At 61.7% G+C, this 17,998-nt stretch carries 13 protein-coding genes and 1 tRNA gene; 4 read left to right on the top strand and 10 right to left on the bottom strand.

Translation table 11 applies throughout. The annotated features are described in order from the left end of the window. Positions 1–24: 24 nt before the first annotated feature. Positions 25–573 carry a YceI family protein gene (locus tag HZ994_16360; GenBank protein ID QTN33819.1) on the bottom strand — a complete coding sequence of 183 codons (549 nt, stop codon included), beginning with the start codon at positions 571–573 and terminating at the stop codon, positions 25–27. A 117-nt stretch (positions 574–690) separates the two neighbouring features. On the opposite strand from HZ994_16360, the gene HZ994_16365 reads away from it, so the two are divergent. The 4 genes from HZ994_16365 to HZ994_16380 all read left to right on the top strand — a co-directional run bounded on the left by HZ994_16365 (position 691) and on the right by HZ994_16380 (position 4,787). Further along, complete coding sequence (locus HZ994_16365; protein ID QTN33820.1) at positions 691–2,487, top strand: putative Ig domain-containing protein; 1,797 nt, start codon at positions 691–693, stop codon at positions 2,485–2,487. Positions 2,488–2,579: 92 nt separating this feature from the next. Then, a complete protein-coding gene (locus tag HZ994_16370; GenBank protein ID QTN33821.1) occupies positions 2,580–3,260 on the top strand; it encodes a response regulator transcription factor in 681 nt (226 codons plus the stop codon). Beyond that, positions 3,257–4,285 carry a hypothetical protein gene (locus HZ994_16375; GenBank protein ID QTN33822.1) on the top strand — a complete coding sequence of 343 codons (1,029 nt, stop codon included), beginning with the start codon at positions 3,257–3,259 and terminating at the stop codon, positions 4,283–4,285. The genes HZ994_16370 and HZ994_16375 overlap by 4 nt, the downstream gene beginning before the upstream one ends. Positions 4,286–4,310: 25 nt before the next feature. Then, the gene (locus HZ994_16380; protein QTN33823.1) at positions 4,311–4,787 is read left to right on the top strand and encodes a hypothetical protein; all 477 of its coding nucleotides are present in this window, start codon (positions 4,311–4,313) and stop codon (positions 4,785–4,787) included. Here the strand turns inward: HZ994_16380 and HZ994_16385 are convergent. The 9 genes from HZ994_16385 to HZ994_16425 all read right to left on the bottom strand — a co-directional run bounded on the left by HZ994_16385 (position 4,780) and on the right by HZ994_16425 (position 17,971). Next, a complete protein-coding gene (locus HZ994_16385; GenBank protein QTN33824.1) occupies positions 4,780–5,745 on the bottom strand; it encodes an MBL fold metallo-hydrolase in 966 nt (321 codons plus the stop codon). The two genes, HZ994_16380 and HZ994_16385, sit on opposite strands and share 8 nt — an antisense overlap. A 60-nt stretch (positions 5,746–5,805) precedes the next feature. After that, positions 5,806–7,362 (bottom strand): arylsulfatase, encoded by a 1,557-nt coding sequence (locus HZ994_16390; protein ID QTN33825.1) that lies wholly within the window; start codon positions 7,360–7,362, stop codon positions 5,806–5,808. Positions 7,363–7,398: 36 nt separating this feature from the next. Beyond that, positions 7,399–8,460: a 3-deoxy-7-phosphoheptulonate synthase gene (locus HZ994_16395; protein QTN33826.1), complete on the bottom strand. Its 1,062-nt coding sequence runs from the start codon at positions 8,458–8,460 to the stop codon at positions 7,399–7,401. A 242-nt stretch (positions 8,461–8,702) separates the two neighbouring features. Then, positions 8,703–8,778, bottom strand: a tRNA-Thr gene (locus tag HZ994_16400). 70 nt (positions 8,779–8,848) lie between these two features. Continuing rightward, a complete protein-coding gene (locus HZ994_16405; GenBank protein ID QTN33827.1) occupies positions 8,849–10,300 on the bottom strand; it encodes a terpene cyclase/mutase family protein in 1,452 nt (483 codons plus the stop codon). A 167-nt stretch (positions 10,301–10,467) separates the two neighbouring features. Then, positions 10,468–11,919 (bottom strand): terpene cyclase/mutase family protein, encoded by a 1,452-nt coding sequence (locus HZ994_16410; protein QTN33828.1) that lies wholly within the window; start codon positions 11,917–11,919, stop codon positions 10,468–10,470. 111 nt (positions 11,920–12,030) lie between these two features. After that, positions 12,031–12,504, bottom strand: a complete 474-nt coding sequence (locus HZ994_16415) for a low molecular weight phosphotyrosine protein phosphatase (GenBank protein ID QTN33829.1) — start codon at positions 12,502–12,504, stop codon at positions 12,031–12,033. Positions 12,505–12,509: 5 nt separating this feature from the next. After that, positions 12,510–14,498 carry a BamA/TamA family outer membrane protein gene (locus HZ994_16420; GenBank protein QTN33830.1) on the bottom strand — a complete coding sequence of 663 codons (1,989 nt, stop codon included), beginning with the start codon at positions 14,496–14,498 and terminating at the stop codon, positions 12,510–12,512. Then, positions 14,495–17,971: a translocation/assembly module TamB domain-containing protein gene (locus HZ994_16425; GenBank protein QTN33831.1), complete on the bottom strand. Its 3,477-nt coding sequence runs from the start codon at positions 17,969–17,971 to the stop codon at positions 14,495–14,497. The genes HZ994_16420 and HZ994_16425 overlap by 4 nt, the downstream gene beginning before the upstream one ends. Between the last annotated feature and the right edge of the window lie 27 nt (positions 17,972–17,998).

A 17,998-nucleotide genomic window follows, 5' to 3' on the forward strand; every position in this document is an offset into this window, starting at 1 on the left:
AGTTTTTTAATGAGTTATGGAATATCAGTTGACCTTGCCGACCACGTGGAAGCGCACCTTGAGCCTGGGATCCACCGTCATCACCGCCATGGTGCGGATGACGGGCAGTTTGAAATTCTCGTAGTCCAGGGAAACCGTGCCGTCGATGGTGACCCAGTCTCTGTCCTTCTTCACCGAATAGGGGAAGGAAACTTCCTGGGGAACGCCGTGGATCTTCAGCGTTCCCATGCCGTGCGTTTTTCCGTCCTTGTCCGTCCAGGATTTCGTGAAACGGAAGGATCCCTTCGGATCGCCGCCGCCCAGCCACTTGAGCATTTGCTTGTCACGGTCGGCGTCGCCTGTTTCCAGATCCTTGAAGCTCCAGCCGAGTTCGAAGCCTTCGGGTTTCATCGACGCAGTGTCACCGGAGACCCTGGCGGTGTATTTTTTAAGCGTCCCGGTGAAGTCATGTCCGGTGGCATGGGCATCCACGTGGATGCGGCTGCGCGAGGAGTCCACATCCAGCGTGGCGGCGTGTCCCGGCGCCGCGCTGAGAATGATTCCTATGAGTGCGAGGTTGGCTTTTGCTTTCATGATTGATTGTTTCAGTGTCACTCCATGAGCGGCATGGACAAGCTCACCATTCTTTAGAAATTTCTTATCCTAAATCACTTCGCACATTCGGGTCGGAGTGTGAATGTCATAGCTAAAATGAAAACCCCAGCCGCATTACACCAAAGCCTCGGGCTTCCGCTGCTTCATGCGGCGTGCCTGCTTCCGCTCCTCACCGGTTCCGCCCGGGCGAGCATCGCCTACGGCAGCATCAACAACTTCGACACGGTGAACGACACCGGAAGCGAATGCCACGGGTTCGAGATCGAGGACTGCCGCAGCACCGACGTCAGCCACACCTACAACTACAACCACTACGGCACGCCGAAAATCTCCCAGGATGACACCATCGTCGGGCATCCGAAATGCGTCATCCGCTGGGAGAGCAGGAAAAACCCGGACGGTTCGTGGGCATCCTACACAGCCATTCCAAGCGGGCCGATCTCTCCAACGAACGGCCACCAGTTCACCGATCCGAACGTCAACTTCGGCGGCGAGCACTTTGGCGTGGGCTACCGCCTGGCGGTAGGCGCGATCCGCTACAACTGGCTCGTTGATGACGGTTCCGGCAATCTCATACGCGGTGGTGCGGTGCAGGTCTCGACGCCGAGTTTCACCTATTACCCGCCCATACCTCCCGCAATTGGAATCCCGGCCGTGCCGGCGCAGGTGCAAGCGGTGATCGAACCGCCGGAACCGCCCGAAGTCCCGGAGGTTCCCGGTTTGGAATTCGGCCCCGCCGTCTGGGTGAAGGAAATCCGCACCACCACCCACAACAGCGAAAAGGTGGAACTGCGCGACCTCATATCCGACGATCCGAACGATCCCGATGATGTGAACTGGCGCAACGGCGAGCCCGATGAGGTCGAGGTGGAATGGCAGATCCTCCAACGCGAGTTCAGCAAGCCGGACGGAGGCAACAACGGGCGACTGGTGGCCGCACCCGAGAATCTCGACAACGGGGACGAGGTGGTCACGCGCCGCTACGAGTTTTACGAATACCTCGGCCCCATCGATGAGAACGGCGAGGCCAAGGCCAGCAGCGTGGGGCCTGATGATATCCACGGCGAGGGGATCAAGACAATCAACGGCGAGGAAGTGGATCTTTCCACCGTCATCGTGGTCGGCGAATACAAGGGCGCACAGATGGCCGCCGTAGATGTGGAGGGAGGTCTCGGCCTGATCGATCACGTCAGCGAAGGGGAAATCGATGTGCCCTACACCGACAGGCGCCTGGTGGTGGAGGGCTCTCTGCCTTTCATGGCCACCATCGAGGGCGCACTGCCGGTCGGCATGGAATTCGACACGCTCACCGGCATACTCTCGGGAACGCCGGAGGGCAGCGGGGAGTTTCCCTTCGTGGTCACGGCAGGCGACGGTGCGAGCCCGCCGGTGAAGAAAAACTACGTCCTGATGATTGCGGAAGCGGGCGCGGCCTTGCCGCCGTCCTATGTGGTCGACACCATGCCGCAACCCGCCGAAGCGGGCAGCACCTCGGGAAGCGGTTCCTTCGCACCCGCCGGCGAAGTCACAGTGCTGGCGACTCCCGCTCCCGGGTACCGGTTCGTGAACTGGACGGACAACGGTGAAGTCGTCGGCACCCGCGGCAGCCTCACATTCACCATGGGTGACGTGAACCGTTCCCTCACCGCCCATTTCGTGATCGCGGATGTGCCCACGCCTCTCACAATCACACCCGCAACGACTCCCGGGGTGGCATTTTCGATGGAGTGGTCGATGCTTCCCACCGGCTGGGTGCTGGAGGAAAGCCCGGACATGTCTCCCGGATCGTGGATCGACTCGACACGCCCGGATGCGCCGCATGACGGCCTGCATCATGTGGAGATGCCGTCACCGGCACCCGCGCAACGTTTTTTCCGCCTCAAAAAACCGTGAGTATCCCGGCGATGCGATTGGCCGGAACCCGGCCATATGAAAATCCCCAAACCGTGCTTCACGGCGGCACGGCATACCGGCAGGATTGCGCCATGCGAATCCTCCTTGCCGAAGACGATGTGCGGCTGCGCAAGCACCTGGTTGCCGCGCTGCGGCATGCGGGGCATGAGGTGGATGAAACGGGCGACGGCCTGGAGGCTTTGCATCTGATGGAAGGGAGCACTCATGATGCCGCCGTGCTGGACATCACCATGCCGGGGATGGACGGCGTGAGCGTGATCCGCGCGGCCCGCGAGCGCGGCAGCCGGGCAACGTTGGTGCTGTCCACCGCGCGCGGCGAGGTGGGCGACAAGGTGGCGGGACTCGATGCCGGTGCCGACGACTACCTGGTGAAACCCTATTCCACCGAAGAACTTCTTGCACGGCTGCGCGCTGCGGATCGCCGCACCAAGCCGGAAAACTCCAATCTCCTGCGCGTCGCCGATCTGGAGATCGATCTGCTTTCCCGCACGGCGATGCGAGGAGGTGAACGCATCGTTCTCACCAACCGCGAGTTCGCGCTGCTTGAAACGCTGGCACAAGCCTCGCCGCGTCCCGTTTCCAAAGCCATGCTCGTCGATCAGGTTTGGGATCATTATTTCGATCCCGGATCCAACGTGGTGAATGTTTACGTAAACTACCTGCGGAAGAAAATCGATCTGCCGGGCTTGAAACCGCTGATCCACACCCTGCGTGGGGTGGGCTTCGCGCTGAGGGAGGAGGAAACGCCGTGAGCTTCCGTTTCCGCATCGCGGCGTGGGTCGTGGTATCATGCACGCTGCTGATCGCGGTGATGATGTTCACGGGATACCGCCAGCTCGAGGAGGAGCTGCGCGAGGGGCGCACGGATCCCACCCATCCGGGAACGGCGGAATGGACGATCCACAACAGCTATGCCGAGGAGGAAATACGCGAGATCCTCGCCGAGATGACGCGCTCATGGCTCTGGACGGGATTACCGGTCATAGCGCTCTCTCTCTTTGCCGGGCTTCTGCTCGCGCGCCGCTCGCTGCGGCCGGTGCATGACATCAACCGACAGCTCACGGACATGCGGCCGGATTCCCTCCACGGCGGCATCAGGATTCCAGAGGCGGATCCGGTCATCGGGGATCTGGCGAACCACCTCAACGGCCTGTTGGAAAAAGCCGGCACCGCCTACCAGGAAATGGCCGAGTTCTCCGCAAGGGTGGCGCACGAGCTGCGCACCCCGCTGATGCTTTTGCGGCTGCGTATCGAGAACGCGCCGCCGGGCATGCCTCCCGCTTTCCAGGAGGAATTGCAGGATGAGCTGGCGCGGCTTTCGCGCTTCGTCGAGCGGGCGTTGCTCGCCTCGAAGGCCGAGCAGGGAGCCTTGCTCGCCGCGCCGTCATCACTCTGCCTCAGCGATCTTGTCCGGGACGTTTCCGAGCAATACCAGCTCCTCGCCGAAGAGCGGAGGCTCGGCATGACCGTGGAAATCAAGCCGGAAATCCGAATCGAAGCGGACGCCGACCTGCTTCGCCAAGCCCTGCACGGCCTGATGGAAAACGCCGTCCGCTATGCGAAATCATCGATCTGCGTTTCCTGCGCCATCCAGGGTGGGAAGGCGGCTCTGGACATCCGCAACGACGTGGATCCGGTCACCATCGCCACCGGAGGTCTCGGGCTGGGTCTGCGCCTCGTCCGCGGCATCTGCAAGGCTTGCAAATGGCGCTTCGGGTGCCAATCGACGGACAAGGATTTCCAAGCCTGCATCCGCTTCGAGGCGCGCGCCGCCTAACACTCTCCACAAACAAACCAACACCATGATCCATCGCATCATCGCAACCGTCGCCGTCACAACGGCACTCGCCCTCGTCCCCGCAAACGCCGATCCATACGCCGCAGGCTCCAAGGTCGAGGCTTTCAGCGCCAAGACCCAGCACGACAAAGAGTTCACCCTCAAGCCGTCTGAAACGCGCTTCCTTCTGGTCACCCACGACATGGAGACAGGGAAAAAAGCCAACGCCGTTCTCACCACGGTGGGGCCGGAAAACCTCTCCGGGAAGAAGGTCGTCTACCTCGCCAACATCCACGGCATGCCGGGCGTGGGGCGGATGTTCGCCCTGCCGAAAATGCGCAAATACTCCCACACGATCATACTCGGCGACGACTCGGCGCTCATCGCGAAATTTCCCGAGGAAAAAAACAAGGTCACCGTTCTGAAGCTTTCGGGTGGCAAGGTGACCTCCGTGAAATACTGGAATCCCGGCGTGGATCCCTTGGAAGATTTCCTCAAATAGGGATGTTGCGGGGGATTTCGATGATTTTCCCCACCACTCCGGATAAGAAACTCTCGGGCGGGATGCGCTTCGCGAGCAGGGCGCTTTCCAGCAGCAGCGGCGGCTCTCCCATCGGTTCGTCCGTGAGCCGGAATGTCCCCCAGTGCATCCCCACCGCACGGCGGCAGCGGGTATCGAGGAAAACCTCCGCCGCCTCGTCCGGATTGAGATGGACGGGGCGCATGATATGCCGCGGCTGATACGCACCGATCGGGATCATGCCGAAATCCACGTCGCCGTATGTTTCGCCTATCCCGCGGAATCCCGCACAATACCCGCTGTCACCCGCATGCCATAGCGACCCTTCCGGGCTGTCGATACGCCAGCCGCACCAATGCGCTTGATCCCTATCGAAAGGGCTGCGTGCCGTGAAATGCTGGGCGGGGGTGGCGGTCGCCTTCACGCCGGAAGTGAGCGGAAGCGACCCGTGCCAGGCGATCTCGTTCACCTCACGGAATCTTTTTTTTCTCAGCCATTTCCCGTGTCCTTCGGAAACCAACAGAGGTGTGCCGGTGCCGAGAGCGCGCAAGGTCGGCAGATCAAGGTGGTCGTAATGGGAGTGCGTGAGCAGCACCGCATCGATGCGCGGCAAGCCGCCGAGAGCGCAGGGTGGGGGGATCAACCTCCGCAAGGACGGAAATGGAAGGGGGGCGCAGTGATTTGAAAAGACCGGATCGATGAGCAGCGAGAGTCCGCAACCCTGGATGAGAAACGAGGCATGCCCCAGCCAAACCGCCCGCCAGCCTGACGGCGGAACTCCGGCGATGGACTCCGGATCGAGCGGAGCCCAGGGAGCGGGCGTATCCGGAGCATCGGGCAGGCGTGCCTGTTCCCGGATACCCAGCCCAAGCTTCCATCGGATCACGTCCCGCAAGCCATGCTTCGGGTGCGGCCAGGGATTGGAAAAGCGCGGGTTCATACTTTGTGCGGAGATGAGGCCAGCATGCGACCTTGCGCATCGAGGCCACATGCGTAGGCATCACTTCTTCCTCTTCGGCGTCTTCCTGCCGGAGTAGTCTGACCATTCGGCGTTGGTCTTCGGCTTGTCCTCGGAGGCAACTGGCTTGGCATCCATGCCCATGGTCTCCTTAGCGATTTCATGCCAGGCCTTCGCCATGACGGCGACGCGTTCGGGCTGTTTCGACGCGAGGTTGTTGAGCTCCGTGCGGTCTTTGGACATGTCGTAAAGCTCCCAAGGCAGGCTTTTGAAGGAGACGAGTTTCCAGTCGCCATCGCGGAGGCCGCGGTCGGAGCCGAAGAGGAGATGGATGGGCGGGCGGCTTTCCACTCTCCCTCCGGCAAGTATGGGGACAAGGGAGATTCCGGCGAGCGGGGTCGGTTCGCGGCCGGGGTAGGAGGCGGGGATTTCCGCTCCGGCGATTTCCGCGAGGGTGGGCAGCAGATCGACCAGGTGGGCGGGCGTATCCGTGACCGAGCCTTTGGGAGCCTTGATCCCCGCTGGCCAGTGGAAAACGGCAGGGGAGCTGATGCCTCCTTCGAACTGGTTCTGCTTGTAGTAGCGGAACGGGGTGTTGCGCGCCCATGCCCAGCCGGTGCTGTCGCTCCATTTCGTCCCGGGCAGATAGGGTTCCTCATCCTTCCCTACGTTCCGGCGGTCGTAGGGGCATGCACCGTTGTCTGAGAGGAAAACGATGAGCGTGTTTTCGAGTTCGCCCTTGGCCTCAAGATCGGCGATGATGCGACCGGTCTCGCGATCCACGCGGTCGATCATTCCGGCAAGCGCAGCCATTCGCCGGGATTCCCAATCGCGGATCTCCGGGGAGAGCGAATCCCATGCCGGGATGTGGTCGGGGCGCGGTGAGGGTTTGGTGTCGGCGGGCAGCAGCCCCACCTCTTTCTGTTTCGCAAAGCGCGAGGTGTTCATCTCGTCCCAGCCGCCTTCGTAACGGTGGCGGTATTTTTCATAATCCTGCTTCAACGGCTGTAGCGGCGCATGCGGTGCGTTGAAGGCGATGTAGAGGAACCACGGTTTCTTCTCCTTGCGCGCCTCTGCGATGAAACGCAAACCGTAATCGACGTTGGCTGCGGTGGTGTAGAAGCCTTCCTTGGGCACATCCCATTTCTCGCCGTTGAGGCGGAAGGTGTTGTCGCCGGTGTAGTAGTTGGTGGCGCCGGAGAGGTGTCCGAAATATCGCTGGAAACCGAAATCGGTGGGCTCCTTGTCGAGGTGCCATTTCCCGGTCATCGCGGTGGAGTAACCGGCGGGCGCGAGGATTTCGGGAATCGTGACTGCCTTTTTCATCGAGGTGTCCCCCGCCTGGATGCACCAGCGACCGGTGAGCAGGCTGACGCGCGAGGAGTGGCACTTCGCGGTGTTGTAGAACTGCGAGAAACGCAGGCCGTTGGCGGCTAAGCGGTCGAGGTTCGGGGTTTCGATCTCGCTTCCGTAGCAGCCGAGGTCGGAATAGCCGAGGTCGTCGGTGAGGATGACGAGGATGTTGGGCTTCTCCGTGGCGCGGAGTAACGGGGCGAGGCAGATACAAAGTGCGAGGGTTCGGATCATGGCGTTATTCATTTTCGTGAAGAAGCCGACCGCAGGCGCGGCTGTCCGTTAGCCGCGGCGTTTGCGGACGGCTTCGGCGAGGGTGTCGAGCACTTGCACGGTGTCGTCCCAGTTGATGCAGGCGTCGGTGACGGACTGGCCGCGGGTGAGTTTTGTCAGATCGGGGTTCAGCTTCTGGTTTCCCTCGACGAGGTTCGACTCGATCATCACCGAGGTGATCGTGCGCGATCCGGCGGCGATCTGGCGGGCGATGTCACCGGCGACGAGCGGCTGGTTGCGGTAGTCCTTGTTCGAGTTGCCGTGCGAGCAATCGACCATCACGGAGAGCGGCAGGTTCTGCTCGGTGAGCATGGCCTCGACGGCGGCGATGTTCTCCGCCGAGTAGTTCGGGCCGGTTTTTCCGCCGCGCAGGATGAGGTGGCAGGAGGTGTTGCCGGCGGTGGAGACGATGGCGGAGACGCCCTGTTTGGTGACCGAGAGGAAATGGTGGGGGCGGGAGGCGGAGAGGATGGCGTCGAGCGCGAGCTGGATGGAGCCGCCGGTGCCGTTCTTGAAACCGACCGGCATGGAGAGGCCGGAGGCGAGTTCGCGGTGGATCTGGGATTCAGTGGTGCGTGCGCCTATGGCTCCCCATGCGATGAGATCCGCGAAGTATTGCGGGGAGATCGTGTCGAGGAACTCGGTGCCTGCGGCGACGCCCATGTTGGCGAGGTCGAGCAGGAGCTTCCGGGCGACGCGGAGGCCTTGGTTGATATCGAAGGAATCGTTGAGGTGGGGATCGTTGATGAGGCCTTTCCAGCCGACGGTGGTGCGCGGTTTCTCGAAATAGACGCGCATGATGATGCAGAGTTCCTTGGCGTGGCGGTCTGCCTCGGCCTTCAGTTTTGAGGCGTATTCGAGCGCGGCGTCGGGGTCATGGATCGAGCATGGGCCGACGATGGCGAGCAGGCGGTCATCCGTAAGGTTAAGTATGGCATCCGCCTCGGTGCGGGCGGTATGGACCACGGTGGCGGCCTGCTCGTTGATGGGCAGGTAATAGGCGAGAACCGCAGGGGAGATGAGCGGATTGATGCCGGAGATGCGAAGGTCGTCGGTGCGGTGCTTGGTCACGGGGCGAAGGTGATAACGCCAACGGGTGCGGTTTGCCAGATTTATGTTGCGGGCTTTCCATGCTGAGTGCCCACCTGACGGCAAGCAATGCTCGCCGCAGGATACGCATTGGAGATAGGGGAAGGGCCTGCATCCAGCGCCCGGATTCTTCTCATCGAAGAAGGGCGCTTAGATCGACTGTGAGGCATCTCACCGCAGGCACAGCTAAACCACCCCCGTGGATCACATCATGGAATTGGGAATGGAGCCGGCTGACGGACTCGAACCGTCGACCTACTGATTACAAATCAGTTGCTCTACCAACTGAGCTAAGCCGGCCATGCCGTTTTGGGGCGGCGAGGGTTTATCCGTGTTGGATGGGTATGGCAATGGCAAACTCACATCCAGCTCACTTGGAGCCGGTGCCGGGCAAGAAGCGGTAATAGACCTCGAGCATCAGCGCCGCCATGCAGGTTGCCATGTGGGTGTTGATCGGGCCGTGCTTGATTCCTCCCTGGGTCCAGGAGCCGTCCGGACTCTGTGCCTTGATGAGCTCGTCGCGGAACATGTTGTTGTAGTCGTCCCATTCCCTGCCTCCATGGTTCATCATGGCCTGGGCGTGATAGTAATGGTAGTAGAGGTTGGCACTTTCATCGCCCCATTTGAATTTCTCGTTATCCACGATCCACTTGATGCCTTTGCGCGCCGCGTTGGAGCTGCCCTTGTCCCACATCTGGAAGGCGAGCACGCCGCCGCCGGTGAGGCCGGGGCTCCTGCTCGAATCGTTGCGATAGCCGATGGCTCCGTCATTGCCCTGGACCTTCTCGAGCCAGCCGAGCGCGTCGCGGATGGTGGACTTGAACTTGCTCTCAGTCCACAGGCCGGTGTGCTTGCAGGCTTTGAGCGCCTGGATCTGCCAGAAACCGACGGAGTTGTCTCCGCTGTTGGTGGATTCGAACTTGTAGACCCAACCACCGCTTTCGCCTTGGCCTTGCATGATGATGTCGCCTGCTTTCTTGGTGACGGTATCAAGATCGGGGATCTTGACGTTGAGGGTTTTGCAGAAGGTGTAGGACTCGGCGAGGGCGTAGGTGGCGATGCCGTGGTCATAGACCCACTGGATGGAATTGAGATCCTTGTTGGTGAGCCTACCATCGTTCTTAAGGCCGTTGTTGACGAGGTAGGTGATGCCCTTGAGGACGGTTTCGCCGTATTTTTCGGAAAGCGGCGTCTCGCAGTGGCCGAGGTAAACAAGGATGGCGAAGCCTGTCATGGCAACGGGGTGGGTGGTGTCCCAGCTGCCGTCCGCATTCTGCTTGGATTGGAGCCAGTCGAGAGTTTTCACGACAGCCTCCTCGCCTTGTATGGTGCCGCCGGTTTCCTTGAGCCTTGCGAGGCGGTCTTCCTTGGAACAACGGCTGCGCATGGTGGCGGGTATGCCAGCGAAACCTCCGGCGCCGCCGCCGTCGCCGCCATCGCCCCAACCGCCGCCGAAGTCCTCACCGTCGCCGAAATCGGCGTTGGGAGTGACCACGTCGATCTCGGGCACGGGGATCGCAGTGGGGGAGACGGTGTTCGCAGCGATGACCTTGGTCATCGAGCTGCTCGGGGCGGAGGGCTTGCGCTGGATCTGGTTGTTGACCTTTTTCACCTGCTGCTCGTTCTCCTCGCTGAGGGATGCGGCGTAGGTAACGATGGTCGGGGTTTCCTTGAGGATATTTGGCAGCATGAAAATGCCCAGGATGAGGGCGATGAGCACGATGACCAGGATGGAGATCACGATGGATGAGATCGTGGAATTGCGCTTCTGTGCGTTCAGGCGCGCTTGTGCTTCTTCGCTGAGGTGTGCGTGGATACTCATGGGATTGGATGGTTTTTCGGAGGTATTGTCTAGGGCAAGCTACCCTCCGCAGCGCCGTTGGCGAGCGGAAAACGCAGTTCGACACTGCCTGAACGCGTGTCCCGGAATTTTTCTTGGCAAAAAATCGCATTTTTCTCCCGGTTTCCCGCCCCTGAGCCGGTTGCGGCTCATTTCCCGCCGGTTCCGGGCAGGAAACGGTAGTAGACCTCAAGCATCAGAGCCGCCATGCAGGTTGACATGTGGACATTGATGGGCCCGTGCTTGATGCCGCCCTGTGTCCAGGATCCGTCCGGGTTCTGGGCCTTGATGAGCTTGTCGCGGAACATGTTGTTGTAGCCTTCCCACTGCTTGCCGCCGTGGTTGATCATGGCCTGTGCGTGGTAGTAGTGGTAGTAGAGGTTGGCGCTTTCATCGCCCCACCCGAACTTCGCGTTCTCTGCGATCCACTTGATGCCGTCCCTGGCCTCCCTGGAGCGGCCTTCGTCCCACATCTGGAAGGCGAGCACGCCGCCGCCGGTGAGGCCGGGGCTTTGGGCGGGGTTGGCCCGGTAGCCGATGGCTCCGTCCTTGCCCTGGACTTTTCCCAGCCAGGCGAGCGCATTGCGGATGGCCGGCCTGAACTTGCTGTCAGTCCAGAGGCCGGTGTGCTTGCAGGCCTTGAGCGCCTGGATTTGCCAGAAGCCCACGGAGTTGTCCCCGCTTTCGGTGGACTCGAACTTATAGACCCAGCCGCCGCTGTTTCCTTGGCCTTGCATGATGATGTCGCCGGCTTTCTTGGTGACGGTGTCTAGCTCGGGGATCTTCACATTGAGTGCCTTGCAGAAGGTGTAGGACTCGGCGAGGGCGTAGGTGGCGATGCCGTGGTCATAGACCCATTGGATGGAGTCGAGATCCTTTTCGGTGAGCCTGCCGTCTTTCTCCAGTCCTTTGTTCACGAGGTAGGTGATGCCTCTGAGGACGGTCTCGCCGTATTCTTCCGAGAGTGGGGTCTCGCAGTGGCCGAGGTAAACGAGGAGCGCGAAACCGGTCATGGCGACAGGGTGATCGCCTGTCCAACTGCCGTCCGGGTTCTGCGTCGCCTTGAGCCACTGCAGGGATTTCACCACGGCTTCCTCGCCCTCGATGGTGCCGCCTGTTTCCTGCAAGCGGGCGAGACGGTCTTCCTTTGAGCAGCGCTTGCCAAAACGGGGATCGAGCTTGGTAAATTCAGGCCCGCCTCCGGGGCCGTCGCTGTCTCCGTTGAAGTCGCCGAAGTCATCTCCATCGCCGAAATCGACACTCGGGGTGCCAACGATGGTATCAGGTACGGGGATCGCCGTAAGTGAGGCTGTGTTCGCGACCAATACCTTGGTCATCGTATGGCTCGGCGGCGAGGGATTCTGGCGCAATGAGGTTTTCACCTTTGGCCTTTCGATATCCGGCTCCGCTTTTTCGCCCGGCACCCAGGTAACACCCGGTTTGTATGGCTCTAGGATTGGGGGCAGCAGGAAAATCCCCAGCACGAGGAAAATGAGGACGACGGCGAGGGCTGAGATCACGATCGAGGAGACCGTCGAGTTGCGCTTCTGCGCATTGAGTCGGGCTTGCGCCTCTTCGCTGAGGTGTGCATGGATGCTCATGGTGGTTTTTGGTTCGGTTGCCGCAAGGCCTCCGCTCCGCCACCATGGCGCATTGGGATGCCTGCATATGTTTAGCGAACGCCCCGCTAGCGATTTCCCTTGGGTGGGATTTCAGTCCTCTCTTTGCGCGAGCCTCTCCAGCAACACACGGCAACCGTCCTCCAGCAGGTCGATCACCCGCGCGAATCCGCGGTTGCCGCCGTAGTAAGGGTCGGGGATCTGCGAGGCCTCGTGTTCTTCCAGGAAACCCACGAAGGGCTTCACCTTGTGGTGGAAATTTCCTGAGGGATCGAGTGCGAGGGTGTCCGCGAGATTCTCCTCATCCATGGTCAGGAGGATGTCGAAATCGCGCAGGTCATCGGCCGTCAGTTGACGAGACCGGCCTTCCACCACGTAGCCCCTTTTCGCCAGATGGGCGGCCATCCTCGGATCGGGCGGGCTGCCTTTGTGGTATCCTATCGTACCTGCGGAATCGATCTCGAAGCCCGCATCCAAGCCCGCCCCGCCCACCATTTTCCGGAACACGATCTCGGCGGCGGGGGAGCGGCAGATGTTGCCCATGCAGATGAAGAGGACGCGTTTCATATCCGTTAGAAAGTCCCGCCGATGGCGAAGTGCCAGGTGCCGCCCGGCTCAGCGGCGTCCTTGGTTAGGTTGTGCCCGTATTCCAGGCGCACAGGGCCGATGGGCAGGTCGAAGCGTATCCCCAGCCCCGCCGCAATCTCCAGCCCGCCCTCCCGGATTCCGGTGTAATTCCCGGTCACCGCCCCCGCATCCATGAAGGCCACCAGCGTCGCCGGCCCGCCAATGCTGCGGCTCAGCTCGGTATTCACCGCCCAGCTGAAATCCCCGCCATACGGATCGCCCCCGAAGGATGGGCCGAGCTCCCTTTCCGGGAAACTGCGCACGCTGCGGGCGCCGCCGTTGAAAACCCGCAGATCCACCGGCAGGTCCCGGATATCCCCGGATGGGGATACCCAGTTGGCAAAGCCGCCGATACCGAGCTGATAGGTTTTCCCCAGCGGATGGTGCCAGCCGCCCTGCAGGCCGAACCTCGAATAGGGCTCCGCCCCGTCGCCCACCGCCGCCCCGATCTGGATAGGGATGCTGAGATGCCAGCCGTCCTTTGGCAGCACCTTGTTGTCCCGGAAATCCCATTTCTGTGTGAACGCGATCCGCAGGTGGCTGTAGTCCGTTTCTCCCAGCAGGGCAGGGGGCAGGCCCTTCTCGGATACAGTGACGAACGAATACGCGAGCAGCAGATCCATCGCGTAATGCTCTGTCACATCCCATGACCATCCCGCCTCCACGCCGGTCTCGATGGTGGTGTATCCGTCGAAGCCGCGGATCAGGGAAAAGAGCCGTTGGTGGGAGGTTACGTCCGTGCCTCGCCACCATGGGTTCGTTAGCCTGAGCTCGCCAAGCACACCGCGCCCGCTCAGCTCCAGCCCGGCGGAAAGGCCGCGCAGTTCGCCGTGGAAATTCCTATCGGCGTAGCCCGCCCGCAGCAGCGGCCCGTTGAATGATCCGGCGCCCGCCGCGAGGCTGAACTCCTTTGCCCTTGCCTCCTCGAAGTGAAGTGTCGCATCGATGCGTTTCCTCGCCACCTCGTTGGTCTCCAGGCGCACGGAATCGAAGGCGCCGGTGCCTAACAGATCCCGGATCTTCCCGTTCATCGCCGCCTCGTCGTACCACTCGCCCTCGAGGGATTTCATGATCTGCTTGACGCGCCTTCCGCTCGTCCTTTCGAGGCCTTCGGAGTGGATTTCCAGCAGCCTTACGCGTGTCCCAAGGCGGATCTCGAACTCCGGATAGAACCTGTCTCCCTCCAGCCGCCGTTCCATCCTGATATCCGCATCGGGATAGCCCCGGCTGTTGAAAGCCTCTATCATCGCGGCGCGCAGGCCGTTGACATTTTCCGTGCTCGCCCACCGGCCGATGTATGGCTCCCAGGTGGTGGCCGCCCGCTTCACACCTCGCCCGTCCGGGCTGAAAACCGTGGGCCGCCCGATGCGGAACCTAGAGCCGCGATCCACCGCCACGGTGATGTCCACCTCGCCCGTTTCCGAATCGGCATCCTGTTTTAGCAAGACCGCCTGCGCATCCCAGTAGCCCTGTGCCATGAGCTGCTGGGAAACGTAGGAAAGCCCTGTTTCCAGATCCTCCTCGCGGAAGGGCGGCGTGCCCGTGCCGAAGCTCTCATTCCTTTTGGCAGGCACCGAGAATAGCTCCGCGAGGCTCTCAGCATCCTCATCGCCGGTGATCTGCACCTTCCCCAGCGAGAAACGCAGGCCCTCGTCCACCGTCAGAACGATGCGGCCTGATCCCTCGATGCGGGGGGTCACTTTCACGGCCCTGAAGCCGTCGTTGCGGAGTGCTTCCGTCACGAGGAAAGCCGCGTCCGCCGCTCTCCAGCTTGTCGCTGGCTTGGAGCGGACATAGGCGAGTCGGCCGGCCATGAGCCGGAGGACATCGCTCTGACTCTTGCTCTTCATCCCCTGGATATCGATCTCCGTCTCGCCCACTGCGGAAAGCGCAAGCGCGTGGGCGACGGCCATGGCCTGTAGGAAACGTCTCATCGGAACCGCAACCTCCATATCGCCATGAACCTCTGATCCCCCTCTTCGCCCAGCCCGGCGGAAAGGAACCACTTCTCGCTGAGTTTCAATGTCGCGGAAGTGTATGAGTCCGAATCGTATGGATCGGATTCCGCGAGGCTGAAATCGACATTGTCCAACAGCCCTAGCACCGGACGCAGTTGTTTCCCGAAGAGGAACCTGCCCTTCCGCATCTCCTCGATCAGGAGCTGCATTGCGCGCGAGGAGGCCGCCTGGGAATCCTCCAGCCCGGCGGCGGTGGTGCCGGTGGCCAGCAGGGTCATGATCTCGTTTTCCGGAAGCGGAGGCTGGGAGGTGAGCAAGAGCTGCGGATCGGACGCCTTCCCATATGCATAAATCTGCACGCGGTAAGGGCGCGGCTCGGATGTGCCGCGTATCTCCAGCACTGGATCGAAGCCCGTCTGCGGTGTGAAATTGAGGAGACCCTCGCGGATTTGCAGCGTGCTGAATGGCAACCGCGCCACCAGCTCCGCCACGCGCACCTTGCCGTTCGGCTTCGGATCGCCGAGGGTGCCGCCGATGCGCAGCGCGGCCTCCACGCGACCCGCCCCAAGGTTCCCCCGGATGAGGATGGGGTCTATCGTTTTGACCACCACATCCACCGTCCACTCGCTGAAAGGTGCAGGCACCGCCGCCCCGGGATTTTCCGGAGCATCGACTTTCGGAAGCGCTGCGGCGGAGGGGCTGAGGAAAGGTTTCCCGATGGGGATGAGATCCATGTCCTTGAAAAACACGCTGTCGATGATGCCGATCTCGCCGCTGAGCTTTGCATCCGCCATGACGCCCGCCAGCCTGAGATCCGCGTTCGCGCGCATGATGAGGAAATCGTTCCTGACAATTGGCAGCCCCGTGCCTTTCACGGAAAGCTCGAAGCCGCCGAGGCCGTCGCCCGCCTCGTTCTTCAGATCGAGGTTTCCGGAGATTTTCAGGTCACCCCCTGCGATGTCCGCGATTCCGCCATTGATTTCCAAGGTCTCCAGATCGGCGGCCACCTCCAGCGAGATCCCGTCCAGCGGAGGGATCGCGCTTCCCTTCATCCGCAATTTTCCGCCGAAAAGTTTCAGCCTGCCATCCACATCCGGTGCGCCGACCGTCCCGGCGATGGTTAGCCTGCCCTCCGTCACGCCGCCGAGTTCCTCCGCGCCGGGGATGAGGGATTGGAAACGCGACAGCTCGACCCTCGGCAAATCCAGCGTTCCGGTGATCGCCTCGGCTTTCAGGCTCTCCGTGTCCTCCGCCCATTTCCTCGGGAGGAAAGCCATCTCCGCCGTGAGTGTCGCGGGCGCGTAATCCTTCGCGACCGCCTCTGCGGAAACCGCCGCCCGGCCATCGCGCGCCTTCACCTTGAGCGTCACATCCGACAGCGGGATATCGGGTTTCCCGGCCACCCCCACATCGCGGATCTCCACCACCGCATCCACCTCCGGCGCGGTCAGGCTACCCGCGATTTTCAAATCCACTTTCCCAGTCGCCTTGTCGTCAAGCTGCTCCAGCCCCTTCACCCATGGCCGCAGCTTCGCGAGCGGCAGTGTCTCGGTCACGAGTGTGAGAGCCAGAGGCCGCGCATCCGTTTCGAGAAAGGTTTTCCACCCGGAGAGATCCTCCGGCACTGGCAGTCTCCCGCGCCCCTTCGCAAGCACATCCCCGCCCTCGATCCAGGTGAACCCCTTCAGTTCCAGCCCATTCCCGGCCAGCTCCGCATCCAGCTTCAGCGTCTGCCCCTCCGTCTCCACGGCGAAGCCCTCCAGGCTCAACTTCCCCGGCCAATCATAGCTCGCCGCACCGCTCGCCATGATCGGAGCCTTGCCCGCATCCGCCCATTTCCACTCCCCGGAAAAACCCCTGAGCTCGCCTTTGTGGATGTCCGACAAAAGGTTTCCCGAGTTCTCCCACACCAGCGAGAAAACCCCAGCGCCCGGCAGCTCCACACCCGCCCCCTTGAGCCACGGCGCGATGCTCTCCGTACGAAAGCCGTCCATCTCCTCGCGCATCGCATAACCCTGCGTCTCGGTATCGAAAGTCCCGGAAATTTTTCGCCCCTCGGTCTCCAGCGCGTGCAACGTCACGATCTTCCCAGCATAACCTGCATCCAGCCGTATGGTGCTCACCTCCGCATCCGCCGCCTTCGCCAGCAAATCCACATCCATTGCCAGATCCTTGTCCACCGACCATTTCCCGGAGATCCCGCTCTCCGGAAATTCCGCGAAACGCCCGCCCAGATCCAGTTTCTTGTCCAGCGCACGCAAAAGTTCCCCGAGACGGTCCACATCCAGATCTCCGGAGATCCCATCCGTCACAAAACCATCCCCAACCAGCGCGGCTCTCTTGAATTCTCCCCCGCCACCGATTCTGAAATCCGAACCCAGCGCCTTGCCCGCCAGCCTTGCGGAAAATTTCTTATCCTCCAGCGCCAGCCCCGCCGAAAGCTCAGGCACCTCCCAGCCATCGTAGGAAAATCCCTCCACAAAAACCTCCGCCATCCCAACTCCCGCCTGCCATTGTGGATAGACCTTTTCCAGATCCACCGCCAGCGATGTGAGCCGCCCCTTCACCGGAAAGCCCAATCCGAAGCCGCCTAGCAGTTTTCCGAAATCCAGCTCCCCCTCGATGAGATCCAGCCGCACATCCTTCACCCCCGCGCCCACATCCAGCCGCAGCATCGCGCCGCCCAGCCGAATCATCGCCTCCGCCGCAATCGCCCCGTCCTCCGGTAGCATCACCGCAATATTGCGCATCCCCGCCATCGGCAGCAGCTCCAGCTTGTCGAGCGTCAGCCCGGACTCCTCCCATACCAGCTCCGCCTTCTGCTTCTGCGTGAACTTCCCGTCCGGCGCGATCACCCGCCCCAGCTCCAGCCGGATCTCGTCCTCACCCGGCTTGTGGGAGAAATCACTGTCCTCCAGTTCCACCACGCGCTCCCCCTCCTGCCGGAGCATGAAACTCACATCTTCCAGATCCAGAGCTAGCGGCAGAATCTTCTCCCGCACTCCCGCGAGGGTTTTCCCCAGGGCAGCAAAATCCAGCGGTGGCTTCTCCTCGTCCACCGATGGCACCACCCTGATCTCCGCCCGTATCCCTTTTCCGGATATCCCCCGCACCTTCCCCTTGATCACTTCCATGAAGCGGTAATCCGTCACCAGCCGCTCCACCATGATCCGCTCCACCGCCCCCTCTTTCCCGGAAATTTCCAGATCATACACCTCCACCCCGCCCAGCAAAGTTCCCCCCAACCGCAGGCTTCCCTCCATCCCCGCCTTTCCGATGAAATGCTCCGCCACCTTTGGCCCCAGCCACCTCATCCCCGGCCCGTTCAGCCACAGCAGGAAGCCCGCCAGCACGACCAGACCATACAAAGCCAGCCGCCCAAGCCTCCGCAGAAGACCGACGCGCTTCTTCGTTTTATCTATTGGTATCTCAGTCTCTGGCTCTGCCACTTCCACGAGGCTAGACGAACTTCCGGG

Source organism: Akkermansiaceae bacterium, from assembly GCA_017798145.1.
Taxonomy (GTDB): domain Bacteria; phylum Verrucomicrobiota; class Verrucomicrobiia; order Verrucomicrobiales; family Akkermansiaceae; genus Luteolibacter.

Excerpts from the sequence above, each read along its gene's own strand:
- HZ994_16390 (QTN33825.1), bottom strand. The coding sequence starts at position 7,362 with ATGAATAACGCCATGATCCGAACCCTCGCACTTTGTATCTGCCTCGCC.
- HZ994_16410 (QTN33828.1), bottom strand. The coding sequence starts at position 11,919 with ATGAGCATCCATGCACACCTCAGCGAAGAGGCGCAAGCCCGACTCAAT.
- HZ994_16370 (QTN33821.1), top strand. The coding sequence starts at position 2,580 with ATGCGAATCCTCCTTGCCGAAGACGATGTGCGGCTGCGCAAGCACCTG.
- HZ994_16405 (QTN33827.1), bottom strand. The coding sequence starts at position 10,300 with ATGAGTATCCACGCACACCTCAGCGAAGAAGCACAAGCGCGCCTGAAC.
- HZ994_16380 (QTN33823.1), top strand. The coding sequence starts at position 4,311 with ATGATCCATCGCATCATCGCAACCGTCGCCGTCACAACGGCACTCGCC.
- HZ994_16365 (QTN33820.1), top strand. The coding sequence starts at position 691 with ATGAAAACCCCAGCCGCATTACACCAAAGCCTCGGGCTTCCGCTGCTT.
- HZ994_16420 (QTN33830.1), bottom strand. The coding sequence starts at position 14,498 with ATGAGACGTTTCCTACAGGCCATGGCCGTCGCCCACGCGCTTGCGCTT.
- HZ994_16385 (QTN33824.1), bottom strand. The coding sequence starts at position 5,745 with ATGAACCCGCGCTTTTCCAATCCCTGGCCGCACCCGAAGCATGGCTTG.
- HZ994_16360 (QTN33819.1), bottom strand. The coding sequence starts at position 573 with ATGAAAGCAAAAGCCAACCTCGCACTCATAGGAATCATTCTCAGCGCG.
- HZ994_16415 (QTN33829.1), bottom strand. The coding sequence starts at position 12,504 with ATGAAACGCGTCCTCTTCATCTGCATGGGCAACATCTGCCGCTCCCCC.